This window comes from Pseudomonadota bacterium (assembly GCA_008501635.1).
Classification (GTDB): Bacteria; Pseudomonadota; Gammaproteobacteria; order QQUJ01; family QQUJ01; genus QQUJ01.
Genome location: QQUJ01000021.1, coordinates 1 through 26833, shown reverse-complemented (window position 1 = coordinate 26833; position 26833 = coordinate 1). Strand labels below are relative to the sequence as shown.

Here is a 26833-nt window from a genome sequence, read left to right as displayed (position 1 = left end):
ATGCCTTGTTTGTACTGAGTGCATTGACCAATCTGTACCTGGCGCGGCGACGATTGCGATGCCCGACATAGGATTGGTGCGCCTGATAAACCGCAACGGCGCACAAAACGGCTAGAAAACGGCCCATATTGAGCCGAATACTGCCTGCAAACGCTCCTTATGATGAAAAACACAAACATATTGAATCGGCCGTGCTGGTTTGCATCACTTATTCAGACGTTCCCTAATCATTGCAGTGATAGTATTCCGTCGAAATGAGAGGCGATGATAATGAATAAAAGGACTTCAATCAATCGGTTAGAACGGGCTCATTTTGAGCAATAGTGGTATGGAAGAAAAGACCGAATCAATGGCGATCTCAAAAAAACACCGACAGAAAGCACAAACTCAAACGCAAGAGGGCAGGCGTGTTTCTGTTGTTATCCCAGCACTGAATGAAGCAGCCAGCCTTTCTGAGTTGTTCAGCAGGCTTGATCGCGTGGCGGTTGACCAGAAATATAGAATGCAGGTTGTGTTGGTGGATGATGGAAGCACGGATAACACAGCGGAAGTGGTGGCGGCTTACGAACCGACTTTCATAGAGAGCATCGTATATATTCGTTTTAGGAGAAATTTGGGCAAGAGTGTGGCTTTGTCTGAAGGCGCCGATCAAGCTAATGCGGAATTAATCGTTACCATGGATGCGGATCTTCAAGATCAACCAGAAGAAATTCCGAGATTGGTTAATACCATCGACGAAGGATGTGATGTGGTATCCGGCTGGAAAAGACGCAGAAATGATCCCCTTTTTGGCAAAAAAATTCCATCGCAGGTTTTTAACTGGCTTGTACGCAAAGTACTCCGCTCGCCGCTCAAGGATATCAACTGCGGGCTAAAAGCATACCGGAGAGAGGTGTGGGATGAAATTCGTGTATACGGCGAATTTCATCGTTTCATCCCGGTTTTGGCGGCCAACCGTGGCTTTCGCATTGGTGAAATAGAGGTAGAGCATAGGCCACGCAAGCAGGGCGTGAGCAAATACGGGGCAAGCCGATTCGTTAAAGGTGTGTTGGACCTTCTCACAGTTTATTTCCTTAATGCCTACCGTTATCGCCCGTTGCACTTCTTTGGAGTCCTCGGTGGATTCCTAGGTATATTGGGCTTTTTTGGGGGCGTGTATTTAACCACGCTTTGGCTTTTGGGCCACGCGATCGGTACCCGTCCACTTCTGTTGCTATCTGCACTGTTACTCATTATCGGCGTTCAGGTTGTGCTGTTTGGTTTGTTGTCGCAACTGCAGATAGATCTTTTCCATAAAACAAACAGGGATAGGCCGAAAGCATCTATTGTGCGTAGGGATTTCGAGCGCGCTAATACGACCTGAAGGGCCAAGCCAAGGCAAGGCACATTATTTAGATGGATAAACTGGTAATAGTTGCGAAGCTGCTCGTCACATTCGGCCTCCTGACAGGGGTTTTTCTTAGTACTGAACTACTGGATTTGAAAGCTGCTTTGCTAAGGGCAGACTATGCTCTCTTGGTTTTGACGGTCGCTCTATACTTCACAGCCTATTTAGTGGGTGGCATCAGATGGTGGGGTATTGGCGGTGCTCTAGGCTATACAGAAACTATCGGTTTTTTTGTCAGGTTGTTTTTTATTAGCGGGTTCTTCAGCCAGTTTTTGGTTGGCGGAGGGTATGGGGGGGATGTATATCGGATTTGGGCACTTGGCAGAAAGACCGGCAATATGCTCAAGTCATTTTCTACGGTGTTCATTGATCGTGCGTCCGGTTTGATAGGGGCATTGCTTGTAGTCGTTTTATTGGTGCCCGTTTATTGGTTTGAGTTTCCGGATCACATTGAGTTGTTGTTTGGAATATCGATGGTATGCGCCGGTGGCGTCGGATTTTTTGCCGTACTCGCAATAATGGGACGGCGTAGACGGGGGGACGCGGCGAATTTCATCGCAACAGGTGGACTACGAAACAAGTTGCTCGAAGTGTCTAGAGATGTGGCAACAGGTTTTCTTAGTTGGCCGTCTACCGTAATACATATGGGATGGTCGTCGATCGCTCTTCTGTTAAACATTCTGGCAATAGCAGCGATTGGCGCCGCTTTAGATCTAGAAATAGGATTCGCAGCCTATCTTTCTCTCGGTCCAATTGTATTTCTTGCAAAATCCTTTCCGCTATCAGTGGCAGGATGGGGTACGCGGGAGGTGGCAATGATTTACTTCTTCGGGTTGACTGGCGTTGACGCCGGAAGCGCACTTGCTATGTCGATACTCTCTGGTGTTCTCGTGTTTGTTGCGTCCTCGGCGGGGGGCGTGCTTTGGTTTGCAAAGGGGTACTCAACGCCTCAGGCAACGATATGACAGTTGTTTAGTTATGCTGCGAAAGATTTACATTATTTTGGTGCACACCATTCGTGTGTTGGCGAAAAAAGTGGGCTTGCTTTCCTTATTGGAGAGTCGACGTGATAGGCAGTCGCTTCTTTACGTACGGAGCCTATTCTCGATTTACGATGTCGATGACATGGTACAGCTCGATCTACCATGGTGGACATTTGCCGCTGCGGCTTACGTTGAGAACTTTCTTCGGAGCAAAAATGGTGAGGCGAACGTGTTTGAGTACGGCCCTGGTGCAAGTACTGTCTGGCTCGCGAAGCGTGCGAGACAGGTCGCTTTTGTTGAGCACGACGGAGATTTTGCAGCAGTTCTCAGGCGCTTGACTGAGGGGGTTTATAACGTCAGCGGAGTGCTGATTCCCCCAGAAATAAACCCAAGGCAAGCATTGGTTGCACCCTCTGGTAGAGTGGGCTATGAAAACTGTGATTTTGAGAATTATGTGGCGGCGATACGAGATGCAGGAGGTCCGTTTGATATGATCGTCATCGATGGCCGTGCCCGAAACGCGTGTTTGAAGGAGGCAGTCAAACATGTTAAACCAAATGGAATCATTCTGTTCGACAATAGTCGGCGCGAAAGATATCGATTGGCGATCGAACAAGTCGGATTTTCGCCTTTGCGTTTCCCCGGATTAGCACCCGCACTCCCATATTTAGAAGAAACGACGATTCTAACCCGAGGGGGCACATGATTCGGCCAAGTTTGGAGAAAATCGGATTGGCGTTAGCTGCAGGCTACGTTTTTCTCCAACCAGTCATGTTACAGAATCCGCTCAAACCGGTTTTGTCTTATGGTTTGGGGTCGATGCAGATTGCCGATGTGCTTTTCCCGTTTATGTTGACTTGGATGGTCTGGTGGGTAATTACGGAAGCGAGATCGGGAGAATTGCGCAGGTACGCGCTCGAGCACCGAACTCTGGGAATTAGCGTCGTCTCGACGGCAATCGCCTTTTACATAAGTGGCGCAGGCACGGAATACTCGCCACGATTGATCGACGTGGCTAAGTATCTTTATCTGCTTGGGTTGTTAGTTTTCTTTGTGTTGGCACTAAGTTCTAGAGCGGTAGTACCCGTGTTTCGTGTCCTTGTATACGCATCGATTGCATACATGTGTGTATCTCTCGCGTTTTACTTCGCCGCTTATGTGTACGGCTATTCGAGCAATTTCGCACAGATACGCGAGGGATTTCCATATCTGGGCCGCGTGGTTCGATTGAATGGGCCTATGTTGCCGACGTCGAAGTTATTCGGCATGTATTTGCTGATGCTGGCACTATTGCTCATTTTGGGCAGAGATTTGGTAGATCGCTGGGTTTGGCGGTTAGCCCTGGCACTCACAGTCGTTTGTGCTTTGCTGACGTTGGGCAGGGTCGGTGTCGCCGCGGCAGCTTCGGTGGTTTTAGGGATCGCGTCGTTTTCGGAAAAGCGTTGGCGTTGGTTGGCTTTGTTGACTATACCGGTGTTGGTTGCTGCAGTCGCTATACAGGTGCTAACGATTTGGCATATCGACGTTAATCAAGTTGCATGGGTTTGCAGTGCAGACTACCACATCGAAGAACAAACGCAGTATTTCGGCTGGTATCGTGAGCCCACGATGTGCAAGCTATCACTGGATGGTGGAATCACCTATAGCTCCTACTTCCTGATGAAACTGGTCGCGTGGAAAGCTTGGCTTTCTCACCCGATTTTTGGAATTGGTGCGTATCAATACGTAGAGGTGTGGCGTGCCGCCGTTGGGACGGATATTCAGGAATATTATAGAAATTATTTGTTTACCATGGCACAAAGTACCTATTTGACCCTTTTGGCAGAAACCGGCTTAGTCGGTTTTGTAGCGTGGTGCAGTTTGATCTTGGTGTTTCTGCGCAAAATCATGAAGGCATTGAGTGGAAATGACTCCGTGCGATGTGCATTTCTCACATGGATCGCATGCTTTGTGTATGCACTTGTCGATCTGGATGTGCAGAATTTCAGGTTCCTGTACACTTTGCTTCCGCTTGCTGCTGCTATAGCTTGGCAGGTTCATCGATTGCCATCAACCACTAGATAGGGGTAATAAGGTGGCATTCGGGCAAGTGCTGGAAAAGCTGAAGGAATTTCGCCTAGACGCGGCCGATGGGCAAAGTGCATTGGTTTGCAATACTGCGGTCACGCGGTTTACTTTGAGAGTATTCGGAGTGCCGCACATGGGACTGCGTATCCGTGCGAACCTTATTCCAGCCAAGATGCGCAAGGTTCTTCCACGAACCATAATCGATGCGGGATCGGGCAATGGATTGTACTAGCTGGAACTGACACCGCATGGCTAACATGTTCATGGGATAGAGTTGGATCAAACCAAAATCTCTAGAGTGGAACATTATGCACGGGAAGCAAATCTCGAAAATGCGAGTATGCAAAAAGCAGATCTCACTGATCCTGCGAAAGCTATACAAGAAGCGGATTAGGGTGTTTGTTCTGACGTCTTGGAGCACATCCCGAAAGATCAAAGGGCGGTCTCCACGTTACGCACTCTTACACGGCGCGGCGGAACTCTCATTGTAACCGTCCCGCGTGCCTCTCCATTCGCTGCCCGTGTCGAAAACAGCTTTGATCATGTTCGTATCGGATATAAAAAGAAGTAACTTCAGGACCTGCTTGAGGCCGAAGGGTTTCGCATTGTGGAGGTAAAGCAGTTTTCAAAACGTTCGGCCATATTGCATGGATGATCGACCGAAGTCTACGTCGTTACACATTACTAAAAGTATTGTTTTCCCGGCCACTTTTCTTTCTGGTCGCATTGGATGGAGTGATCCCTTACGACAGAAATGTCGGAGACATTTTTATGGTGTTGAGATTGCCAGAGGATTAATCGGTGCGATTAGATGAAAGCGCAAACGGGGTATGCTGGTCCAACACTCACCGTGTGGCGGTATTCAAATTCCGTTCGCTGCAGAAGGATGTTTGTATCCAATGTGCGGGATTGGTGTAATTCTCGGCGCGTCTGCTCAATCTATTGAGAACGTGTTGAGCGTCTTCAACGCGACGCTAGCGCATCGTGGCCCGGATGACGAAGGGATGTATCGACTTCGAACAGAATATGGTTTGACTTTAGGAATGTCTCACCGGCGATTATCGATACTCGACCTTTCGATAGCCGGTCACCAACCGATGGTTGATGAAGCTACCGGAAACGCCATCGTATTCAACGGCGAAATCTACAATTACCGTGAACTGGCGACTGAGTTGGAAGCGAAAGGCGAGCGCTTCGTCAGCACTAGCGACACGGAAGTCCTGTTGAAGGCGTACAGGTATTACGAGGCATCGGACTTGTTACGGCGCCTGCGCGGAATGTTCGCTTTTGCTCTTTGGGATGCCAAGAAACAAAAATTATTGTTAGCTCGCGATCCCGTAGGTATTAAGCCGCTCTATTACACGGTCGGTGGCGATCGGTTCGCATGCGCGTCAGAAGCCGGGGTGCTGGCACGCGCAGGACTTGCGGACAGTGGATTCGATGCCAAGGCGTTGGATTCATTTCTGACGTTCGGTTCAGTACAGGCGCCGCTCTGTATCTACCGCGGTATAAGGGCGCTGTTGCCGGGTCATCTGATGTGGGTATGCGGTAACGCCACTTCAGGGACACCGATTCCGTATTGGGATTGGATGCCGGAACATGTCGCCGGCGGGCACAAGGAGATTGCACACCGGTTACATGGTTCAATGCGCCGGCATTTAGTGGCTGACGTACCGGTGGGCATCTTTCTCTCGGGAGGTTTTGATTCCACGGCTTTAGCAGTGTTGGCGATGCAGATAGCGGAAGAGCCAGTCAAGACTTTTACCCTGGGTTTCCCGGAGGATCCGTCGACTTCAGAAGAAACTTCAGCGGCAGCGATTGCATTACGCCTCGGCACAGAACATCAGGGTATCGAAATGATACAGTCAGATCTTCGGCGCGAACTCCCAGCCTTTTTTTCCGCAATGGATCAACCCAGCGACGATGGCTTGAACGTGTTTCTCGTGAGCCGTGGTGCGGCGCATGCTGGTATGAAAGCCTGCCTGCACGGAGTCGGGGGCGACGAGCTCTTTGGTGGCTACCCGTCATTTACACAGGTGCCTAAAGCCCTGATGCTGGCCATGCTTCCAGTTTGGCTGCGGCGTCTATTCGCCCGAGTTGCGGACGGTGATAGTGTGGTTCGCGCAAAGCTGGCGAATCTGCTGCGTAGCGACTTGGGTCTGCTAGAAGCATTTCTGATCCGGCGCAGTGTATTCTCCTATGAGCAGCGTCGTGCGCTCCTTGGCGGAGACCCGCCTTTGGGGCGTTCGGGAATGCCACCGGAATGGTCCGACCATATGGCAGGCCGCATCGCGAAGTCACTCGACACCTTTGGGGCCCTGAGCGCATTCGAGCTTGCGCAATATGCCGGCAACAAGCTGTTAGTGGATGGTGATGTGATGAGTATGGCTCATGGACTCGAGCTGCGTTTCCCGTTGCTGGACGTCGATCTTATTAACTGCGTTCTGGCCACTCCGGGTACGGAGAAGCGTAACCGTAGGCGTTCCGTAGGGAAACCGGCGCTCACGCAGGCCGTGAAAAACTTCCCGATGGATTTGATGAGCCGCAAAAAGCACGGATTTACCCTGCCTTTGCAGCAGTGGTTGCGCCAAGGGTTACGCGATGAACGTGAATCGGTTACGGCGGAGCTGGTTGAGGGTTTTGGGATCGCGCGTCCCGCCGTGGAGGCGACTTGGCATCGTCTCGATGCATCCAGGGGCGGTCAGGAATGGCTACGAGCATGGCAGCTTTATGCGCTCGGCAACTGGCACCGCAGGCATTCGCATCTTGCTAAAGTAGCGTCGGCGGCGTGAGGCGCGATCATAAGTCGTGACGGACATTCTCGTGGCCTATTGCGAGCCTTGGGACACGCCTTTGTGGACCTCGAAACGCCATTATCTAGAGCGATTGGCGAATCAGGGTCATCGTGTGTTGTACGTAGAAATACCAGCCAATCCACTGTCAGTACTGAGACGACCAGGAGACTTTTTCAGGCGTCATCTGCCGCGAATCCGCGCTGGTATTATCCCGGTACAGGAAAACATCTGGGCAGTCACCGGCATCTTTCCGTTGTCTTACCACCGGGGCCTGGGTGGGCTTTTCGATCATCCATGCCTGAACAATATCAATCAGCAGTTCTTCCGGCGGCGTCTTGCGCGAGCCATGCGCACGCTTGGTTTCGATCACCCGGTCATCCTGAGCTACTACCCGTTGTTACTGCCGGTCGTGGACTGGATCAATCCCAGGCGCGTGGTGTTCCACATGGTGGATGAATGGCAGGGTCTTGCCGGCATTCCCCGCAGCATGATCGGGCTTACGCTGGGCATGCTTGCGCGCGCGGATGTTACGATCGTATCGTCGCGACCGCTGCTTGAACGTTACCGCGACGGCGCCCGTGACATTTACCTGCTGCGCCACGGCACCGATCTTGACCTGTTCCTCCCGGTTCTGGAAGGCAGGGTGGCTCCTGATGTCAGGGTGGCGGCGCTGCCCGGTGTCAAGGTGGGGTATTACGGCGCCCTGCACAAACTCGATTTCGGACTCATACACGAAGTGGCGTCACGCAGGCCCGACTGGTCGTTCGTCTTCATCGGGCCGGTCAGTGGCAGCCAGGGCGTCGGCGCGCTTCCGCCGCTACCGCCCAACGTGCGGTTCTGGGATGTCTGGCGCCGCGAGGCACTGCCTGGTTTCCTGGCCGGGCTCGATCTGTTCTGGATGCCATTTGTTCGCAACGAACTTACGCACGCCATGTGCCCCATCAAGCTGTTTGAGGTGCTTTCCGCGGGGAAGCCAGTAGTCAGCACCGACCTGGACGAGACTCGAGATGCGGGCGGGGAGATGGTCGAATACGCACGCGACGCTGAAGGACATCTGTCGGCGCTCGGGAGTGCGTTGACCCTGGACGACGAGGCCAGACGCAAGTCCCGATCGGCAGCAGTGTCGGGTTATGACTGGTCCGCGCGGACAGCGGTGTTTTCCAAATTGCTGCTGGGATACGAGACAGAGGCGCATCGCTGATGGGGATCATACAGAAATGACCAGGACATCCGAGCGGGCTGACGAGGTGCTGAAGAAGAGTTCGCGTGAGTGGTGGTCGCGGCATTCCCAGGACTATGTTGCGCCTGGTGAAACACCCCATGAGGGTGTGCCCGCCGGCATGCCGGACAGCGACTTTCTGGCGTACTTGGATGTGATCGACCGCAATTTCATTGCGGATGCCTATTTTGCCCAACCACGCGGCCGGTCGCTGTTCTCCGGTCTGATGCCCGTGGCATGGCTGGAGGGAAAGCGGGTTCTGGAAGTGGGCTGCGGGCTCGGAGCGCATACCGAAATGCTCTGCCGGGCGGGCGCCAGAGTCACAGCGGTGGATCTTTCCCCGACTTCGGTGGAGGTCACGTGTCGAAGGTTGGCACTCAAGGGACTGACCGCCGAGGTCCGCGAAGCGGACGCCGAGGCGCTACCGTTCGCCGATACAAGTTTCGACGCCATATGGAGCTGGGGCGTCATCCATCACAGTCCCGATACCGTCGCCTGCGCCCGCGAGATGATCCGCGTACTTCGTCCGGGGGGATGGATGGGGATCATGCTTTACCACCGGCACTCCCTCTACAACTGGATCAACGTCATTTTTCGCTATGGGATCCTGCGGGGAAGGCTCCTGCGTATGAGCGTCCAGGAGTTGCACAACCGCTATACGGACGGCAAGGAGAACGAGGGCGCGCCCCTCTCGAAGTACTACACCCGACGCGAGATACGCGACGATCTGTTCCTGGGTGTCCGGATCACCCGGCAACGCTGTTTTGAGCAGAAGCACGCGGTTTCGTTCTTCGTACCCGCCCGCTGGCGCCGGAGTTGGGAACGGATGATCCCGGATACTTTATATACCTGGCTGTGGTCGAGGTTGGGCTTTCTGGTTTTTTCGGAAGGGTACAAGCCTGATGGCGGCGACTAGCGGCGGTTACGGTTCCCATCCGCTGCTCGCGAAAATCCGCAACCCCCGGCTGCGGCGCCTGGCGCGCATGGTCTATCCGCCGATGCCGACGCTGAACGTGATTCCGTCCGCGGTGCTGAACGGGATACGGGAGGCTCTGTTCCGCCCGGGCAGTATGGTCCTGAACATTGGTTCCGGCGGATTGTCCGGCTGCGGCCGGCGGTTATGGACGCAGCCGGGTGCATTACGCTGCCATGTCATTCATATGGACCTAAGTGGCGGAGAGCCGGTGAATCTGCGCGGCGATGCGCACGTGCTCCCGTTTTCCGACGGAAGCCTGGACGCCGTCATCATGCAGGCCGTGCTCGAGCACCTGGCCGAACCCCGAACCGCGCTGACCGAGGTCTGGCGGGTGTTGCGACCGGGCGGCATTTTGTACGTCGAAATTCCGTTTCTCCAGGGCTTTCACGCCGATCCGCACGATTACCAGCGCTATACGTTGCCGGGCCTGCGCCGCCGTTTGGCGGGATTCGAGGAACTTGCCAGCGGGGTCAGCGTGGGACCGTTCTGCACGTTGGTCTGGGTGCTGCGCGACGGTCTCAGCAACTGTTTCCGCAACCGCGTGATGTACACCTTCAGCCGCGCGCTCGCCGGCTGGATGCTCAGTCCGGTTCGCTACCTGGATTACCTGGCGCGTTACAGCCCTGCTGCGGAACGCTTGGCCAACGAATACTATTATCTTTGCCGCAAACCATTGCCATGAAAGCGCCGGAGCTCTTGTCCGGACAGGACATACTGATTCTTTCCCCCAGCGAGTGGAGGGACAACGCGGTCTCCAACATGCAGATCGCGGCCCTGTTGAGCGACCGCAACAAGGTCGTATACGTCGAAACGATGGGCAGCCGCATGCCGCGCCTATCGGAACTGGGCCGGGTCTGGGAGCGCCTGAAACGCATTGTCGGCGGAGCGACCGCACGCGGAGGGCATCGGGGGCTAGATCCACGCCGTGTCACCATCCTGAGTCCGTTCGCTGTCCCCCTGCATGGAAACAGGGTGGTGGACTGGTTCAACCAGCGGATACTGGTTTTCCAGGTGAAACGACTGATGCGCCGTTTGGGAATGCGCCGTCCGATTATCTGGTCGTTCTCGCCCCGTTGGGAACCCGTGGTCGAAGACCTGGAGCGCCGATGCCTGATATTTCACTGCGTCGATGCCTTGCATACCTATGATGCCTCGCCCGTCTTCCGCGCGCGCTTCGAGCGGACGGTATGCAGAGCCGACATGGTGTTTACGCCCGGCGTGCTGCTGGAGCAGGAGTTGCACCGGCTCAATCCGGCGACCCACCGGATCGGACATGGATGCGGGTCGGATCACCTGGATTACCGTGATGACGGCGGTATTCCGGCGGATTTGCGGTCGACGCCAGAACCACGTGTCATATACGCCGGCACCCTCGCCAACTGGGTCGATTACCGCCTGCTTACGGACGTCGCCGGGTGTCTACCAGAAATCTCATTCCTGCTGGTGGGCTATGTCCACGCGCTGGCACCCCGGGAGGATGTAAGACTGCTGCGCTCGCTGCCCAATGTGCATCATCTCGGGTACAAGGATTTCGCCGATCTGCCTCTCTATTACCGGTGTTCGGCGGTCGGCATCGTCCCTTACCAGGCGGACAACGAGCACATCCTCTACTCCTCCCCGACGAAGTTCCTGGATTACGTCGCCGCGGGCTTGCCGGTTGTGAGCACCCGGTTTCCTGCGGCCGAAACCATGCAACCGATGGTGTATTGTGCCGATACGGCGGAGGAGTTTGCGGCCGCCATCGAAAAAGCGATCGCCGACAACTCGCCGGGACGCGCGGCACAGCGCAGAGCCTACGCCAGCGCTCATACCTGGGAGAGACAGGTGGCGAAGATGTGTGGCCATATACGCCGGCATCTCAATGGAGGCTAGGACGGCGATGTTTTCACTTGCTGCCTGGAACAGGTTCAAGGCCGGGAGGCTGCCGGATGCGGACTTCATGCGACAGCTGGTCGCTTACGGGCTGTCCGTCATCGGCACCATGGTGGGCAGTCTGGTCCTGGTGCTCGTGTTGGTCCGCCTGCTTCCCGCGGAGGAATACGGCGGCGTCGTGCTGACCAAGATATCACTGCTGGTCGTCGTTTCGCTCGGCGGGCTGGGATTGTCACAGGCGGCCGTGCGCTGGGTGGGTTTCAAGCAGCGTCCGGAGTTGGTGCTGGGCACTGTATTGGCCGGGGTTGCGCTTTCGTCGGTGCCGGCGGCGGTGGTCATGATCTGCGTCGCGGCCGTGTTTGCCGACTACCTGGGCTTGACGCCGGGTCTGCTGCTGTTCGCCGCCATAGTGGCGCTGGTACCGAGCTACTTGCTCAACAATGAACTCCTAAACTGGCCGCGCGCCATGCACCAGGCGAGACGCCATGCTGTGCTGAACACAGCGCGAGCCCTGGAGCAGTTGTCGTTTGTCACAGCCGGCGTGCTGTGGACGGGCAACGCGAACGGTTTCATTTACGGCCTCGCCGCCGGCGAGTTGGCCTTCATGACGGGGCTCGTCATCACCCGTCGCGAGCGCCTGGCTTTCGACGCCGGGTTGCTCGGGAAGATGCTGGGTTATGGCTGGCCGCACACCACAGTCATTGCTAGCAGTTTCCTGCTTACCTACGTCGACCGCTACATGCTCGCTTTTCTCACCAGCGACACGACCGCCGTGGCGTACTATGACGCCGCTTACGTATTGGTCGGTTCGGCGCTGGCCTTGCTGGTCAGGCCCTTCAACCTGTTTTTGTTTCCAGCCTACACCAGGCGATATGCGGAGCAGGGCGAACAGGCCACGGTGCATTTGGTCAACAAGGCACAGGATCTTTTTCTACTTGCAGGACTGGGAGTGGCAACCCTGATGGTATTGTTGCGCCAACCGATGCTGGAATGGCTGTATCCCGCCGGGTATGGAAACGCAGCCTCGATATTCGCCGCGGTGGCGTACGGTACGCTGATGAACGGTGTGTTCATGGCGACGGTGGCCGGTCTGTATATTTCCAACAGAACTATGATGGTCGGCGCCGCAGCCCTTGCAGCTCTTGCCGTGAATATTTTTGCTAACTGGTTGCTGATTCCGCGATGGGGTATTGATGGTGCAGCGGCCAGTACTGCACTGGCTGGGTTCGTACAAGTAGCAGTCGGATATTATTGCTCTCGCCGGATACTGCCTGTGAAATTACCCGTGGCGTGGCTTGGCATAGGAGCGGTGTGGCTTGGATTGGTTCAGTGGGCAAGCACCTGATGTGGACTCATAAGGTTAATCTGGAGAAGCACCGATTATGATGGTGTTTGTGCAACGGCTGGTACGCGTGGTCAGGAAGGAAGCGGAAGCGTTATTCCGATCCATCAGGCCTCTGCGTCCGGATGCGCGGCGGAGTGCCTCAAGCCTCGGTTTTGGCTCAACCGAAGATTTGGTGGCCCACTTCTACCGGCGCCAAGAACCATGCTTCATGGACTGGACCATGCGTTCCGGACCGGTGTCGGTGCGCGCCTTCCACGAACGCTTCCCGGATGCTGCGGCCGACATTTGTGGTCAGGCGGACGCTCTTTGTCGTGGTGAGGTTGAGTTGCATGAGTATCGGTACCATGCGGCTGGGAGGATCCGGTGGCATTTCGATCCAGTATCGCAAGAGGAAATCCCGCTGAGATATTCACGCTATTATCGTTTCAACACGCACGATGATTTCCCCGACGGATCGCGTGATCCCATACTCTTGTTCAAGCTTCATACACATCAACATTTGTGCCGGCTCGGGCAGGCTTATCAACTGACCGGTGAAGAGCGCTATATCGACTCTCTGAATTCCCAGCTCACCGAGTGGATACACCACTTCCCGGTCGGCCATGGATATCCGTACCTCATCGTCCTCAACGTAGCCCAGCGGCTCATTTCGTGGTGCATCATTTATGTTTTCTCGCGATCTAGTCGGCGTTTCAGAGACAGCATGCTTCCGCTGTTCATTGACGCGCTGGCCCTGCAGGCGCGCTTTCTGTATCGCTCGTTGTCTGTTCACGGTCCAACGAACAACTTCGTACTTACCGAATGCGTCGCGTTATGGATGGTTGCACTCTTATTCCCAGAGTTTCCGGAGGCATCCCGCTGGGAGGCGAAAGCGCTGGAAGTCCTGCGGCGCGAGCTGCAGAAGCAGATATTGCCGGACGGGACAAGTTTCGAGAAATCTACGGGCTACCAGCGATTCGTCGCTGAATTGCTGATCCTGCTTGTTTGGTGCGATCGGTCGTCCACCTCACAGGAGTTAGACACTCGAAGCGGGCTACAGGGAGTCCTATCCTCACTGCTTTACCTGTCTGGCCCGGACGGTAGCATGCCGCAATTGGGGGATGTGAGTCTCGAGAGGGCGTTCTGGCTCGCTACTGGCGAGGATATGTGTGACATCCGGGAGTTGTTGGCGGCTGGCGCATCATTGCTTGATGATCCAAGTCTGAAGTGGGGGGCGCAAAAGGCGGCACAAACGGTATTCTGGTTTTCAGGCGCTGACGGGTTGACGCAGTTCGACAACGTCGAAGCCCATCCGCCATCGAAGGCATCCAGGCTGTTTCCCGACGGGGGATTTGCCGCATTGCGGAACAGCTGGGAGGAGCCTGGCTTGTTGGTCGTGGTTGATTGCGGCGGCGTCACGCAACCCGGCGGTGGTGGACATGGGCACAATGATGTCCTCAGCTTTGTGCTGTGGAAAGGTGGCCAGCCGGTTATCGTCGACCCCGGTACCTATACCTATTTCAGTTCCCGTCGCTGGCGGAATATCTTCCGCAGCACGGCAAGCCACAACGTTGTACAGGTTGATGGTGCCGAAATCGCCACACTCGGTCCCGGTCTTTTTCAAGTATCCGCCGTACACCACACCATTCATCACTGGGAGGTGAATGAGCAATTCGTGACGTTCGATGCCGACCATTCGGGGTATGCGAGGTTTGCTCAACCAGTTCTGCCACGGCGACAGATGGTGCTTTTGAATTCGAACGCGTTGATTCTGCGTGATCTCATAGGAGGGGAAGGTGAGCACGAGCTTGTGTGGCGGTTTCATTGCGCGCCCGGTGTATCGCCGGGCGTAACGGCTACAGGTGATCTTCATTTGAACCTTCCGGGCGGCGATGGGATGCTGCTCCTGTTTCTGCAGTCGGAAAAGCCAACCTGGGAGTTAGGAAGTGGTTGGTTCTCGCCGCGCTACGGCGAGAAGTTGGCGATCGCATGCCCCACGTTTACAGTTCTTACTGCGCTTCCCGTATCTTTGGCACTTGGTATGGTGCCGCTTGCTAAAGGGGAAGCAGTAGATACAGCACGGACGACGGAGATCAGGGCGGCGCTCGTACGTGAGATGAATGCTTGTATTCCCGGGACGGAGCCGATTAGCATCACGACCTCTTTGCCGGATCGCCCATTGCGGGCAAATGAAGAGAGGAAGATGGATGGGCGAGGGCGATAAAAACACAGTTTTCCTGGCAAAGCGTGGCAGATTCTTTTTCCGGAAGAGCCCGCGCGAAATCGATGAAACCATGTCCGTGCGTTATCTGGCGTGCGAGGGCTACCGCTTGGCAACCAGAATGAGGTTTTCTGGCAGAGCGTCGGGCAGCCGGGTTCGCTGGGTCGTCGACCATGTGCGCGAGTTGGCACAGCTTATTCAGCAAATCGGTCTAATCAACACGCTCAGGGCTCTGCGGTATGCGGCCTCCCCGAAGGTGCTGTACGTGGATGCCGTGAAGGTTGTCGACGAAACCACCCACGAGGAAAGTACCTTCTATAGTGAATACGGTATCCCGCTAGCCGCCTCCTACACAAAGGCTCTTCTCAAGACATATGGGTGCTCCGAAACCGCGATACAGCCCGAGAGCGTGGTAAAGACATATCGCATCGAGGAAATAAACAGCTCAGCGGTCGAAATGCAGCGTGGCCCGAGAAAATCTGGTGGATCAACGTCCCGCGCCGCCGTTGGTCCGCGTTCAACACGCACACGATGGATCGTAGCGGGCGCGGGCAATTTCTGCGCAACCGTTCTAGTGCCTTCGATTCTGAATGCAGGCGGAAAAATCGTTGGCGTCTGTTCGAACATAGGGGCCAGCGCCGAGACACTCGCACGCGCGTTCAATATTGACGAGACGTTCGAGTCGTTTGAGGAAATGCTTGGATCCGGCGTTCGAGCCGACAATCTTCTGATCGCAACGCCGCCCTACCTACATCCTGTTCACCTGCGTGCAGGCATCGAGGCTAACTACAGAATATACTGCGAGAAGCCCGCAGCGGTTGACAGGCAGGGCTTGGATCTCATACGCGATTATTCCTCCTATGAGAATTGCATGATCGGATTCAACAGACGCTTCATTCCGGCGATCCAATACCTCATCAACAGTCCGGCCTACCGTGAATGCGGTGGACCTAAGATGATCACCTACGTGGTCAATCTAGGCGAATTCAGCGTGGCGATGGCGAAAAAGCATCTCGGCGGAGGGACGACGGTAGGGTCATGTTGTCACTACTTGGATCTCATCGAATTTATCGCCGGATGTAGAATCCGTGACTTCACTTTGCAGCGTTATCCGGACGTCAACGACGGACTTGTTCACGGGGGCAGTTTTTCCTGCGTATGTTCACTCGAGGATGGCTCGGTTGCGACACTGGTTTTTGTCAGAACCGAACGCCCGATAAAGGGTTTGAAAGAGCAAATCTGTATCGCCGGCGCGGGATTGAATGCTGTCGTCAATGACTTCTCCGACGTGCTTGTTAACGGTGCCCACCGCCGTTTCCTTTTTGGCACTAAGGGATGGCAATTGGCGATGCGACACTTCCATGGTGATGATTCGCTGGCAGCGTCTGATCTAACTCCTACCCTGGCCGATGGCATTCACATCTGCGAGTTGACACTGGCGATTGATGAGGCACTGGAAGCAGACACCGGTAGCGGGTCGGTGGGGTGCGGCCATGTAAGAGCGGCAGGTCGGTCTTGAGCGCCAATGGATTCATCGAACCTGTCAGACACCGCTGACTTGCCAGGTATTCGTTGGCATTTCCGTGTGGACTCGAGGACGACATGAATATCGCCATTATCGGTTGCGGCTACGTCGCAGATTTTTACCTGAGATCTCTCCGCTATCATCCAGAGCTGAGCCTGCGAGGCGCCTACGACATCAACCAGTCGCGTCTCGAAGAATTTTGCGACTATTTCTCCGTCAGGCCCTATAGAAGCGCAGATGAGCTCCTTGGTGACGATTCGGTCGAGTTGATCCTGAACTTGACAAACCCCCGGAGTCACTACGATGTCACCCGAGCCTGTATCGAGGCCGGTAAGCATGTGTATTCAGAAAAGCCTCTGGCCATGAACTACGAGAGCGCGGAAGAGTTGGTGGGTCTGGCGAGAAGCAGGGGAGTCTACTTGGGGGCAGCGCCTTGCAGCGTACTTGGGGAAACGGCGCAGACTGTCTGGAAGGCGTTGAGCGACGGTGTCATTGGCCCGGTGCGATTAGTGTATGCGAATTTCGACGCAGGTATGACGTCCAGGCTCCAGTACCGGTCTTGGCGCAGCGAATCGGGCGCCCTATGGCCCGCCAAGGACGAGTTTGAGGTAGGCTGCACTTACGAGCACGCCGGGTATTTTCTGACGTGGCTGGCGGCGTTTTTCGGCCCGGCTAAGGCGGTAACGGCTTTTGCCTCGTGCCAGGTTCCGGACAAGGGAATACCGCTTGATGTGATTACCCCTGATTACACCGTCGGCAATATCGAGTACGAGGGTAACGTGGTGGCGCGCGTCACGTGCAGCATTATCGCCCCGCTCGACAGGTCCCTGATGCTCATGGGTGAGCGCGGGATCATCTACGTGAAGGATATTCGCGACGATGCCTCACCAGTGTACGTGAAAAGTATACCGCCCCACCGCCTGGAAGCGGCATTGGAATATCGCCTTGACCACTGGTCGTCACGCATCGAGCGATGGTTGAACTGGTTACCATGGTCCTGGGGTAATTATTCGCGCATCAAGCGGAACTATCCTTTCGCGCAAAAACCGGCATTGCGATGGTCCGCGCGATATAAGCCGGTAGATTTCTGCCGCGGCCCTGCCGAGATGGCCGCGGCCATCCGGAATCACCGTCCGAGCGTATTCTCAGCTGAATTCGCACTGCATATAACAGAGTTGATCGGGGCTCTGCAGTATCCTGGAAAATCCGGCGGCAGGCAGATAATACGTTCGGTGTTTGCTCCAATATCCCCGTCTTGAGTTTCTGTGATGGCGTGGACTCCTGTCGCGGGAAACAACCTGCTGCTTTAACCGGGAGTAGCTTTATTCATGCAACAAAAAATATTCGTTGATTGTCTGATATGCGACAAATGCAATTGTTAAGTCGTGGTCACGTCAGTGGTAGCGACCTTGCCTTGGATGCAGGCCTTAGACCGGCCCGTGATATCAGACCTAACGGGTATTGGCGTAATCTTGGAGCGAGTATTGGAAAGCCGTTTCTGATCTACGTCTACGATGTTCCGCCCAGGAGAGATGCCCAGTATTCGTACGCGGCGCACTGCATGATGCTCGTATTATCTATACTGGCTGCTGTTTTCTTGTTTCGCCGGCAAGATGGGGTAGCCTGGCTGGTTGTCGTATTGATAGTCGCGCTGATTGCGTGGCGCACAGGCATGCTTGCGTTCATCGATGCCCTCACAAGGCGCTGCGCTCACTTCGTTCCCATCATGATTTTGCTTATCGCCGATATTGTCCCGTCTGTGTTGCGAGCACCCAGAAGATGAGGGTGATTGGCGATTTGACTATTACTGCCGGAATTGGCGAAAAATGTGCGGCATAGCGGGGTTCTTACAAGACGGTAGTGCCCGAGACACGTACGATTGGTTAGCGGTCGCCGGAGAGATGGTTGCTTCTCTGCGCCACCGCGGCCCAGACGGGAGTGGCGTCTGGTTCGATCCGGAATGTAACGTAGTCATGGCACATACTCGGTTGGCGATTGTCGATCTGACCCCGGCCGGCGATCAGCCAATGACCTCCGATGGTGGCCGGTACACAATCGTTTTCAATGGAGAAATTTACAATTTTCGCGTGATTCGTTCAGAATTGGAGCGCGAAGGGCAGTGTTTTCGGGGGCATTCGGATACGGAGGTCGTCCTGGCAGCGATTTGCCATTGGGGGATCGAGGGGGCCGTAAATCGGTTTTCCGGTATGTTCGCATTCGCCGTGTGGGACCGGAGTGAGCGCACTATTCAGCTTGTGCGTGACCGACTCGGGGAAAAGCCTTTGTACTACGGAAGGCTTGGCAGGACATTCGTTTTCGGGTCTGAACTGAAGGCGCTTCGATGTCATCCGGCCTGGCGAGGTGAAATTGATCTGCAGGCACTCAAACAATTCATGCGCTACGGTTACGTACCTGCGCCAAAAAGCATTTATACAGATATATCGAAACTCGAACCAGGGACGATTCTGACACTAAAGGTCTCGGGTGGTGATTTTGCAACGACAGTGACCCGCTATTGGTCGCTTGAGGAAACCGTGAGACTGCGCCGCGAAGCGGCGACGGATATACAGGAAAGTGAGGCGATTTCGCAACTCGATGGTCTGCTAAGGTCGGTGATTCGAGATGAACTGATGGCCGATGTGCCGCTGGGGGCGTTTCTTTCGGGCGGCGTGGATTCCTCAACAGTGGTTGCGCTGATGCAGGCGGAGAGCTCGGCGCGCATCAAGACGTTTACGATTGGCTACCATGAGAAGGATTTCGACGAGTCTGTCCATGCGCGTGCGATCGCTCGACACCTTCAAACCGATCACACCGAGCTTCATGTGACGCCGGATCAGGCATTAGCGGTGGTCCCTCGCATGCCTCAACTTTACGATGAACCCTTTGCAGATGTTTCACAGATCCCGACGTTTCTAATCGCGAAACTGACGCGGCAGCACGTTACGGTGAGCCTTTCGGGAGACGGTGGCGACGAGTTTTTCGGGGGATATAACCGTTACCTTTGGGGGCAGTGGCTAACGCGGATAATACGATGGGTGCCAGCCAGTAGTCGCCGATTGATTTCGCGCATCTTGATTTCGGTTCCACCGGCACGCTGGGAAGCTGCATTCAGGGCCATTGGTGGCATAGTGCCGGGCGCAGCAAGGGTACGGTCAGCCGGTGACAAGTTACACAAACTGGCGGGTATTCTCTCGGCCGCGAACACCAACGATTTGTATTTGAGGCTGGTGTCCCGGTGTTACGAGCCAGGCAGGTTGGTAGCAGGAGGCGGTGAGGCACCGGAAAGGGAGGCACAGGCGCTAGGAAAGGGAGATTTTGTGGAAGCCATGATGTATCGGGATGCAGTCACGTTCCTGCCTGACGATGTTCTTGTCAAGGTTGACCGAGCGACAATGGGGGTCAGTTTGGAGTCGCGTGCACCGCTGCTGGATCATCGAGTCGTAGAATTCGCGGCTTCTCTACCTCTTGGTATGAAGATTCGCGAAGGGCAAGGTAAGTGGCTGTTGAGGCAGGTGCTATACCGCTATGTACCTCGCGACTTGATAGATCGACCCAAGTCGGGTTTCGGGATTCCTATGGACGTTTGGTTGCGGGGACCATTGCGCGATTGGGCCGAGACGTTACTAGATTCAGCTAACTTAAAGCGCACTGGATTTTTAGACTCCGCGATCATTCATACTTGGTGGGCTGAACATTTATCGGGCAGCCGTAATCGGCAGTCGCAACTCTGGTGCGTGCTGATGTTCCAGGCCTGGCTGGCGGAACAAGTGTGACTGCCGGTGCGGTTCTACTGTTTCTTGTGACCGAAGATTGGTATTTCGCTTCTCATCGGTTACCCCTCGCGGTGGACGCGGGCAAGGCAGGCTATCAGGTAGTGGTCGCCACGCGCGTACGGTCGCATGGTGACAGGATTTCTAAAAGAGGGATTCGCGTGATTGATTTTGACCTCGGACGGCGCTTCATTAATCCGTTGACAGAAATTATGGTGCTGTGGCGACTTGTTCGTCTGTATGCGCACGAGCGACCCGCAGTTGTCTATCACGTGGGGATGAAGCCGGTGGTATACGGATCGTTGGCAGCTCGGATTGCAGGTGTTGCAGCGAGGGTCAACGCTATCGCGGGGCTTGGCTATGTGTTCACATCGCGCCGCCTCAAGGCAAAGTTCTTACGGCCGTTTTTGAAGACCGCATTACGAATTTTGCTTCGAGGTGGGAAGAGCCGAGTTATTGTCCAGAATCGCGATGATCAACGAACCTTGAGCGAGATGATGGGCTGTGATGCGGGAAATACAGTACTAATCCCAGGTGCGGGCGTCGATCTTGATCAGTTTCAGCCGACTGACGAGCTGTCCGGAAATCCGGTAGTTCTGTTTGCTAGCCGAATGCTTTGGGACAAGGGGGTGGGCGACTTTGTCTCAGCGGCTGAACGGCTTCGGAAAAAGGGTGTTGGAGCGCGCTTTGTGCTTGTCGGAGCACCGGACGAGGGAAATCCGAGTTCAGTGCCGTTGGCGCAGATCGAGACTTGGCAACGCACGGGTCTCGTAGAGTGGTGGGGGCGGCGCGACGACATGCCGTCGGTGTTCGCCGGCAGCCATCTGGTATGCCTCCCTTCTTACTATGGTGAAGGGATCCCAAAGGTTTTGATCGAGGCGGCAGCAAGCGGGCGTGCCATCGTTGCGACCGATATCCCGGGTTGCAGAGACATCGTGCATCATGAGGTAAACGGGCTGCTCGTCCAACCACATGATGTGGGAGCGCTCGCAACTGCAATGGCGATGCTTGTCGGTAATACGGAGCTGCGACGGGCGATGGGCGCGGCCGGTCGCAGAATCGCAGAGGCGGAGTACGGACTCGTCTCGATCAACCGGCAGTCGCTGGCAGTGATCAAGGCGGTGGCGGGATGAGGACAGCGCTTATCACGGGTGTGTCCGGTTTCATCGGCAAGCGGTTGGCCCGGAAACTGACTGGGAAAGGATGGCGTGTAATTGGATTGAGCAGACGCGATAGAGGTACTGAAGTGCGGGTGGGAGATCTTGAGCATCCCGAAACGTTAAAAGGTGTTTGTCTGGGCGTTAACACGGTGTTTCACCTCGCAGGAGTAACGCATTCGGAGAATGAAGGCACGCCCGAAGTTGATGTCCGGCATGAATTGATCACGCGCGAGGGTACGCGTTGCCTGCTTGATGATGCGGTTGCGCATGGAGTTGGGCACTTCGTGTTTGCCAGCAGTGTCAAGGCTATGGGTGAAGGGAGTGAGGTGCTTATCGATGAGAGCAGCGCTTCGCATCCTCGAAGTGTTTACGGGCGTGCCAAGCTGGAGGCCGAGCAACTCGTATTCGATACTGGTCGCAAACACAGCATGCATTCGACCGTTGTCCGCTTGCCCCTCGTATATGGTCCGGGCAACAAAGGTAATATCCCACGCATGATCGCGGCCATTGACCGCGGTCGTTTCCCGCCACTTCCAAAGGTCCAGAACAAGCGATCGATGGTGCATGTCGATGATGTTGTGCGTGCACTGATTCTTGCCGCAGAGAGTCCGGCTGCTGACGGACAGATTTACCTCGTGACGGATGGTCATCCCTATTCCACGCGTGAGCTCTACGACGCCATATGTCGGGAGCTAGGGCGGCCGGCGCCAAATTGGGGTGTTCCTGCATGGCTGCTGCGGCTTGGGGCTGGGCTGGGTGATGCGTTGCGAGCGATATCCCGTCGGTCAACGCCCCTGACGGGCGATACACTCAACAAGCTGCTGGGATCCGCCTGGTACAGCAATGAAAAGATACGCGAAGAGCTTGGGTTCGAGCCACGATATTCGTTTTACGATGCACTACCGGAAATGGTCCGCGAGTACCAATTGGCGCTGACTCCTGTTGTAGCAACAACAAGCCGTGATCAGTAACGCAGCTCTTATCGCGGCGCTGGCCTCTTTCGGAACCGCCGCACTATTCTGCGGTTGGTTGGCGAGCTCGCGCTCCCAGCTCCAAATCCTTGATCACCCCAACGAACGGTCGCTTCATGAACAGCCTACACCGCGCACCGGCGGTATTGGGATCGCGCTTGGTGTCGCGATAGGTTGGTCAATCGTCGCTATGGGAACTAGGGTCAATATGCCGCGGGAACTGTACTGGCTGTCCGGCGCGGCGGCACTGATAGCCTTCATTTCTTTTCTCGACGATCGCGGACATTTGGCTGTGCGCTTTAGATTGGGTGTCCATCTCCTTGTGGCGGTGTTGCTGGTATTGGGAGGTTTGGGACTGCAAACGGTCCCGATTCCAGGAGTGGCGATTGATCTGCCATGGGGCATTGCCGAGCTGGTTACCATCTTACTCGTCGTTTGGATGACCAACCTTTACAACTTTATGGATGGGATGGACGGGTTTGCGGGAGGTATGGCGGTTTTTGGTTTTGGGACGTTGTCAGTGCTTGGTGGACTTGCGCAAGCGCCTGTTTTTGCAGGCCTGAATATGATAGTGGCGGCCGCGGCTGGTGGTTTCCTGATCGTAAACTTCCCGCCGGCGCGGATCTTCATGGGGGATACCGGCTCGACCACCCTTGGTTTCCTGGCTGCCGGTATGGCGCTGTGGGGCGAGAACGCAGGGATAGTACCGCTCTGGATCTCGATGATCTTGTTTCTGCCCTTTGTGGCCGATGCCACTGTCACCCTGATCCGGCGTCTGTTGCAGGGCGAGCGTGTGTGGCAGGCGCATCGAACCCACTTCTATCAGCGGTTGGTCCAGGCGGGGTGGAACCATCGGCGGACGGTGCTGGTGGAATACGGGCTGATGGCAATCTGCAGCGGAATGGCCCTATTGGCGGGGCGTTCCGGTCCGGCACTGCAGGCGATAATCTTGATCGGGTCGTTGGGTTTGATGGCAGCCTTTTTTTGGCTGGTGTGTCGAGTAGAGAAGCGTCACAGGCTCCTAACCAAGGCCCAATAGGGTATTCGGTTAACACTAAATATACCCTCTTGGTCTTAACAGGGTGGTCGATCGGGGTATCATGTGAGTCCTCTGGCCGATGTCACATCTGAAGATAGGCGAATAAGGAGAGTGCTTTGAAGGAACAACTGACCGCATTGCCCCGTTGGGCCAAGCGGCTGCTGATGTTGTTGACCGATGCCGCGATGTTGCCACTGGCCCTGTGGGCCGCTTACGCGTTAAGACTGGGGAGTGTGTCGCCCGATCTGGGACAGGGTGTCTGGTTGCTGCCCGCAGCACCGCTCTTTGCCATCCCGGTTCTCATCAGATTTGGCCTGTACCGCGCCATCATTCGCTATATCGCCCCGCAGGCTGCATACAGCGTGATCGCTGGCGTGACGATCTCCACCGCCACACTGCTCGGTGTTGCCGTCTTTCTGCGCTTGGAGGGGATCCCCCGCTCGGTCTTCATCATCTACTGGATCATCGCCATCCTCTATATCGGTGGCAGCCGGTTTTTTATGCGTAATTACCTGGCCCGCCCAACACGGGCGCTACTGAACGGCCGCGAACCGGTCGCCATCTACGGCGCTGGGAGCGGTGGAACACTGCTCGCCGCCAACCTGAACGCGGGTTCGCAGTTTGTCCCCGTCGCCTTTGTCGATGACGATCGCGCGCTGCATGGACATCTGGTCAGCGGGCTGCGGGTGTTCGATCCGGCGGCATTGGCCACCATCGCCCGGCAGATGGGTGTCCAACAGGTGTTCTTGGCGATTCCCTCCGCGACTCGCAGCCAGCGTAAGACGATCATCGAGGCGCTGGAAGCGCAGGCCTTTCGGGTGCAGACGTTGCCGACGATGGACGAGATCGCCAGAGGCGTCGCCACGCTCAACGATATCCGCGAGGTGTCGGTCGAAGATCTGCTCGGTCGTGATCCGGTACCGCCACGTGCGGAGCTGTTGGAGGCCTGCATCCGCGATCGCGTGGTGATGGTTACCGGTGCGGGAGGTTCCATTGGCAGCGAACTCTGTCGGCAGATCATTGCGCTTCAACCGCGCAAGCTGTTGCTGTATGAGTTGAGTGAATACGCCTTGTATGCCATCGAGCAGGAGTTGCGATCTGAACTTTCGCGTATCGGTGTCAATATCGAGATCGTGGCCCTGTTGGGATCGGTGCTACAGCGTTCACGCATTGAAAATGTGATACGTTCCTTTGGAGTCGACACGCTCTATCATGCGGCAGCCTATAAGCATGTACCCATGGTGGAGCACAATGTTATCGAGGGAATTCAGAATAACGCCTTCGGAACCTGGCAGGCCGCCGAAGCCGCGTATGCGGCTGGTGTGGAACACTTCGTTTTGATCTCCACCGACAAAGCCGTACGGCCGACCAATGTAATGGGAGCGAGTAAGCGGCTGGCAGAGCTGGTGCTTCAGGCGCTGGCGGAACGGGGAGGTCCCACGAAGTTCTGCATGGTGCGTTTCGGCAATGTTCTGGGATCGTCCGGCTCTGTGGTGCCGCTTTTCGAAAAGCAGATTCACGCGGGAGGTCCCGTAACTGTCACCGATCCTGCCATCTGCCGCTACTTTATGACGCTGTCCGAGGCAGCGCAGCTCGTGATTCAGGCAGGGGCCATGGGGCATGGAGGAGAGGTCTACCTGCTGGATATGGGGGAACCGGTGCGCATCGCGGATCTGGCGCGACGCATGATCCATCTCTCGGGGATGGAGGTTCGCGATGAATCTCATCCAGAGGGCGATATCGCAATCGAGTACACCGGATTGCGACCCGGGGAAAAACTCTACGAAGAGCTGTTGATCGGTAGCGATGCCGTGGCGACCGCACATCCGCGTATCTGGCGTGGCAGGGAATCGGCATTGGCGTGGGTGGATCTTGAGCCACTGCTGGAGACCATGAATAGTGCGTGCGTTAAGGGCGATTGTTCGCAGGCTGTGGCATTACTGCGCGAAGCGGTCCCGGAGTATTCGCCGGATGGCCTGCATGACCACCTGTGCGCTGTGGGGCGACAGCCGCCAAACAAGAACAACGCGACATCCGATGCACGTGTTTTCATTGTCAAGTAGCGCTGCAGGTCAAGAGGTGCGGGAGTTCCAGCAGACTTCCAACAACTGTTACTATTCCCGTCCCATCACTCAGATCAGGATGAACGCAAGGTGACTTCGATTCGCAAGGCAGTATTTCCCGTTGCCGGCTTGGGCACACGTTTTTTGCCTGCCACCAAGGCCAGCCCCAAGGAGATGCTTCCCATTGTAGACAAGCCGCTGATCCAGTATGCAGCGGAGGAGGCGGTCGCGGCGGGGATTACGGAGCTGATTTTTGTCACCAGCAGCAGCAAGCGTGCCATAGAGGATCATTTCGACAAGAACTACGAACTCGAAACGGAACTGGAGAAGCGGGGGAAAACCCACCTGCTCTCCCAGGTCAAGGAGATCGTGCCGGAAGGAATCACCTGCGTCTATGTGCGTCAACCGGAGGCACTGGGGTTGGGGCATGCGGTGTTGTGTGCCAAGCAGGTGGTGGGGGATGAGCCCTTCGCTGTGATTTTGGCCGATGATTTGATCAGGGGCACTGATAAGCCCTGTCTTGCGCAGATGGCCGATGTGTACGAAGAGCAACAATGCAGTGTGCTGTGCGTCGAAGAGGTGGATCCAGCACATACCGACAAGTACGGTATTGTTGAATCGACCCACTATATGGATCGATTGAAAACGGTCGAGGGTATCGTGGAGAAACCGAGTCCGGAAGTTGCGCCGTCGAATCTGGCCGTTCTGGGCCGCTATATCCTGACACCCGGGATTTTCAAAGTACTTGAAACGACGACGCGTGGCGCAGGTGGCGAAATTCAACTGACCGATGCCATTGCCGAACTATTGAAGCGCGAGCAGGTTCTCGCCTACCAGTACCAGGGGCGACGCTTTGATTGCGGCAGCAAGATTGGCTACCTCGAGGCAACAGTGGAGTATGCACTGGAACACCCGGAGCTTGCCGAAGCTTTCCGCGCCTACCTCAACGCAAAAGTCACTGCGCAGGGCAGTTAGTAATTGCCTGGCAGGCATTTGCACAAAACGCTTCCGGATCTGCGGCTAAGCTCTATCCGCACACTCGTGCTGATCACTGTTAAGGCATCTCTGATTAAGTCCCAAAGTTTGCGACAATACACGCATTATTTGGAACCGGTAGAAAACGATGAAACAGCAAACGTTTGCCGCGGGGGAATTTGAGCAATTTCGAAAACCAACCCGGCGAGAGAAGTTTCTCTCGGAGATGGATGCTGTGGTTCCATGGGATCAGCTTTGTGAGCTCATCAAACCCCACTACCCCAAAGCGGGAAACGGGCGCCCCCCCATTGAACTGGAACGGATGTTGCGCATCTACTTCCTCCAACACTGGTTCAACCTGTCGGATCCAGGCGCCGAGGAAGCGTTGTATGAATCTCGCTCCATGTGTCTTTTCGCCGGCATTGACCTTGGGCGTGAGCCGGTTCCCGACGAGACGACGATTCTCAATTTTCGTCATCTGCTGGA

At 55.6% G+C, this 26833-nt stretch carries 23 protein-coding genes; 21 read left to right on the top strand and 2 right to left on the bottom strand.

Annotated features, from left to right (window positions below; translation table 11 throughout):
* Positions 1-328: 328 nt before the first annotated feature.
* The 4 genes from DWQ09_13875 to DWQ09_13860 are packed head-to-tail and all read left to right on the top strand — an operon-like array spanning position 329 to position 4434.
* Positions 329-1363: a glycosyltransferase gene (locus tag DWQ09_13875; GenBank protein KAA3627125.1), complete on the top strand. Its 1035-nt coding sequence runs from the start codon at positions 329-331 to the stop codon at positions 1361-1363.
* A 32-nt stretch (positions 1364-1395) separates the two neighbouring features.
* Positions 1396-2352: a UPF0104 family protein gene (locus DWQ09_13870; protein ID KAA3627124.1), complete on the top strand. Its 957-nt coding sequence runs from the start codon at positions 1396-1398 to the stop codon at positions 2350-2352.
* 13 nt (positions 2353-2365) lie between these two features.
* On the top strand, positions 2366-3076 hold the full coding sequence (locus tag DWQ09_13865; protein KAA3627123.1) for a class I SAM-dependent methyltransferase: 711 nt from the start codon (positions 2366-2368) through the stop codon (positions 3074-3076).
* Complete coding sequence (locus tag DWQ09_13860; GenBank protein KAA3627122.1) at positions 3073-4434, top strand: hypothetical protein; 1362 nt, start codon at positions 3073-3075, stop codon at positions 4432-4434. Before DWQ09_13865 ends, DWQ09_13860 begins: the two co-directional genes overlap by 4 nt.
* 52 nt (positions 4435-4486) lie before the next feature.
* Here DWQ09_13860 and DWQ09_13855 read toward each other — a convergent pair whose 3' ends face one another.
* Positions 4487-4873 (bottom strand): hypothetical protein, encoded by a 387-nt coding sequence (locus tag DWQ09_13855; GenBank protein KAA3627121.1) that lies wholly within the window; start codon positions 4871-4873, stop codon positions 4487-4489.
* Between the two features lie 394 nt (positions 4874-5267).
* Between DWQ09_13855 and asnB (DWQ09_13850) the strand changes: the two genes are divergently transcribed.
* Positions 5268-7229, top strand: a complete 1962-nt coding sequence (gene asnB, locus DWQ09_13850; protein KAA3627120.1) for an asparagine synthase (glutamine-hydrolyzing) — start codon at positions 5268-5270, stop codon at positions 7227-7229.
* A 148-nt stretch (positions 7230-7377) separates the two neighbouring features.
* Here the strand turns inward: asnB (DWQ09_13850) and DWQ09_13845 are convergent, their stop codons facing one another.
* Positions 7378-7602: a hypothetical protein gene (locus DWQ09_13845; protein KAA3627119.1), complete on the bottom strand. Its 225-nt coding sequence runs from the start codon at positions 7600-7602 to the stop codon at positions 7378-7380.
* Here DWQ09_13845 and DWQ09_13840 point away from each other — a divergent pair.
* The 16 genes from DWQ09_13840 to DWQ09_13765 form a co-directional block, all read left to right on the top strand.
* Positions 7579-8433 carry a glycosyltransferase gene (locus DWQ09_13840; GenBank protein KAA3627118.1) on the top strand — a complete coding sequence of 285 codons (855 nt, stop codon included), beginning with the start codon at positions 7579-7581 and terminating at the stop codon, positions 8431-8433. The two genes, DWQ09_13845 and DWQ09_13840, sit on opposite strands and share 24 nt — an antisense overlap.
* Positions 8363-9367: a class I SAM-dependent methyltransferase gene (locus tag DWQ09_13835; GenBank protein ID KAA3627117.1), complete on the top strand. Its 1005-nt coding sequence runs from the start codon at positions 8363-8365 to the stop codon at positions 9365-9367. Before DWQ09_13840 ends, DWQ09_13835 begins: the two co-directional genes overlap by 71 nt.
* Positions 9354-10109, top strand: coding sequence for a class I SAM-dependent methyltransferase (locus DWQ09_13830; protein KAA3627116.1), 756 nt, complete (start codon positions 9354-9356; stop codon positions 10107-10109). The genes DWQ09_13835 and DWQ09_13830 overlap by 14 nt, the downstream gene beginning before the upstream one ends.
* Positions 10106-11299, top strand: coding sequence for a glycosyltransferase (locus tag DWQ09_13825; GenBank protein ID KAA3627115.1), 1194 nt, complete (start codon positions 10106-10108; stop codon positions 11297-11299). Before DWQ09_13830 ends, DWQ09_13825 begins: the two co-directional genes overlap by 4 nt.
* Complete coding sequence (locus DWQ09_13820) at positions 11289-12644, top strand: hypothetical protein (GenBank protein ID KAA3627114.1); 1356 nt, start codon at positions 11289-11291, stop codon at positions 12642-12644. The genes DWQ09_13825 and DWQ09_13820 overlap by 11 nt, the downstream gene beginning before the upstream one ends.
* 37 nt (positions 12645-12681) lie before the next feature.
* Positions 12682-14847 (top strand): hypothetical protein, encoded by a 2166-nt coding sequence (locus DWQ09_13815; GenBank protein ID KAA3627113.1) that lies wholly within the window; start codon positions 12682-12684, stop codon positions 14845-14847.
* The gene (locus DWQ09_13810) at positions 14744-16363 is read left to right on the top strand and encodes a gfo/Idh/MocA family oxidoreductase (protein ID KAA3627112.1); all 1620 of its coding nucleotides are present in this window, start codon (positions 14744-14746) and stop codon (positions 16361-16363) included. The genes DWQ09_13815 and DWQ09_13810 overlap by 104 nt, the downstream gene beginning before the upstream one ends.
* A gap of 83 nt (positions 16364-16446) precedes the next feature.
* Positions 16447-17628, top strand: coding sequence for a gfo/Idh/MocA family oxidoreductase (locus DWQ09_13805; protein KAA3627111.1), 1182 nt, complete (start codon positions 16447-16449; stop codon positions 17626-17628).
* 110 nt (positions 17629-17738) lie between these two features.
* The gene (locus DWQ09_13800) at positions 17739-18152 is read left to right on the top strand and encodes a hypothetical protein (GenBank protein KAA3627110.1); all 414 of its coding nucleotides are present in this window, start codon (positions 17739-17741) and stop codon (positions 18150-18152) included.
* A gap of 43 nt (positions 18153-18195) precedes the next feature.
* Entirely contained in the window at positions 18196-20142 is a 1947-nt protein-coding gene (gene asnB, locus DWQ09_13795) for an asparagine synthase (glutamine-hydrolyzing) (GenBank protein KAA3627109.1), read from the top strand.
* Positions 20139-21272 carry a glycosyltransferase family 1 protein gene (locus tag DWQ09_13790; protein ID KAA3627108.1) on the top strand — a complete coding sequence of 378 codons (1134 nt, stop codon included), beginning with the start codon at positions 20139-20141 and terminating at the stop codon, positions 21270-21272. The genes asnB (DWQ09_13795) and DWQ09_13790 overlap by 4 nt, the downstream gene beginning before the upstream one ends.
* Positions 21269-22270: an NAD-dependent epimerase/dehydratase family protein gene (locus tag DWQ09_13785; GenBank protein ID KAA3627107.1), complete on the top strand. Its 1002-nt coding sequence runs from the start codon at positions 21269-21271 to the stop codon at positions 22268-22270. Before DWQ09_13790 ends, DWQ09_13785 begins: the two co-directional genes overlap by 4 nt.
* 10 nt (positions 22271-22280) lie before the next feature.
* Positions 22281-23309, top strand: a complete 1029-nt coding sequence (locus DWQ09_13780; protein KAA3627127.1) for a UDP-phosphate N-acetylglucosaminyl 1-phosphate transferase — start codon at positions 22281-22283, stop codon at positions 23307-23309.
* A 116-nt stretch (positions 23310-23425) separates the two neighbouring features.
* On the top strand, positions 23426-25372 hold the full coding sequence (locus DWQ09_13775; GenBank protein ID KAA3627106.1) for a polysaccharide biosynthesis protein: 1947 nt from the start codon (positions 23426-23428) through the stop codon (positions 25370-25372).
* Between the two features lie 90 nt (positions 25373-25462).
* Positions 25463-26347 (top strand): UTP--glucose-1-phosphate uridylyltransferase, encoded by an 885-nt coding sequence (gene galU / locus DWQ09_13770; GenBank protein ID KAA3627105.1) that lies wholly within the window; start codon positions 25463-25465, stop codon positions 26345-26347.
* 148 nt (positions 26348-26495) lie between these two features.
* Positions 26496-26833: transposase (locus tag DWQ09_13765; GenBank protein KAA3627126.1), on the top strand; the 338-nt coding region annotated here is incomplete at its 3' end.

Coding starts and splice junctions, on each gene's coding strand:
- DWQ09_13810 (KAA3627112.1), top strand. CDS start 14,744: ATGCTTGTATTCCCGGGACGGAGCCGATTAGCATCACGACCTCTTTGC.
- DWQ09_13870 (KAA3627124.1), top strand. CDS start 1,396: ATGGATAAACTGGTAATAGTTGCGAAGCTGCTCGTCACATTCGGCCTC.
- asnB (KAA3627109.1), top strand. CDS start 18,196: ATGTGCGGCATAGCGGGGTTCTTACAAGACGGTAGTGCCCGAGACACG.
- asnB (KAA3627120.1), top strand. CDS start 5,268: ATGCTGGTCCAACACTCACCGTGTGGCGGTATTCAAATTCCGTTCGCT.
- DWQ09_13840 (KAA3627118.1), top strand. CDS start 7,579: ATGCGCACGCTTGGTTTCGATCACCCGGTCATCCTGAGCTACTACCCG.
- DWQ09_13875 (KAA3627125.1), top strand. CDS start 329: ATGGAAGAAAAGACCGAATCAATGGCGATCTCAAAAAAACACCGACAG.
- DWQ09_13825 (KAA3627115.1), top strand. CDS start 10,106: ATGAAAGCGCCGGAGCTCTTGTCCGGACAGGACATACTGATTCTTTCC.
- DWQ09_13805 (KAA3627111.1), top strand. CDS start 16,447: ATGAATATCGCCATTATCGGTTGCGGCTACGTCGCAGATTTTTACCTG.
- DWQ09_13785 (KAA3627107.1), top strand. CDS start 21,269: ATGAGGACAGCGCTTATCACGGGTGTGTCCGGTTTCATCGGCAAGCGG.
- DWQ09_13865 (KAA3627123.1), top strand. CDS start 2,366: ATGCTGCGAAAGATTTACATTATTTTGGTGCACACCATTCGTGTGTTG.
- DWQ09_13830 (KAA3627116.1), top strand. CDS start 9,354: ATGGCGGCGACTAGCGGCGGTTACGGTTCCCATCCGCTGCTCGCGAAA.
- DWQ09_13860 (KAA3627122.1), top strand. CDS start 3,073: ATGATTCGGCCAAGTTTGGAGAAAATCGGATTGGCGTTAGCTGCAGGC.
- DWQ09_13800 (KAA3627110.1), top strand. CDS start 17,739: ATGCAATTGTTAAGTCGTGGTCACGTCAGTGGTAGCGACCTTGCCTTG.
- DWQ09_13820 (KAA3627114.1), top strand. CDS start 11,289: ATGGAGGCTAGGACGGCGATGTTTTCACTTGCTGCCTGGAACAGGTTC.
- DWQ09_13815 (KAA3627113.1), top strand. CDS start 12,682: ATGATGGTGTTTGTGCAACGGCTGGTACGCGTGGTCAGGAAGGAAGCG.
- DWQ09_13835 (KAA3627117.1), top strand. CDS start 8,363: ATGACTGGTCCGCGCGGACAGCGGTGTTTTCCAAATTGCTGCTGGGAT.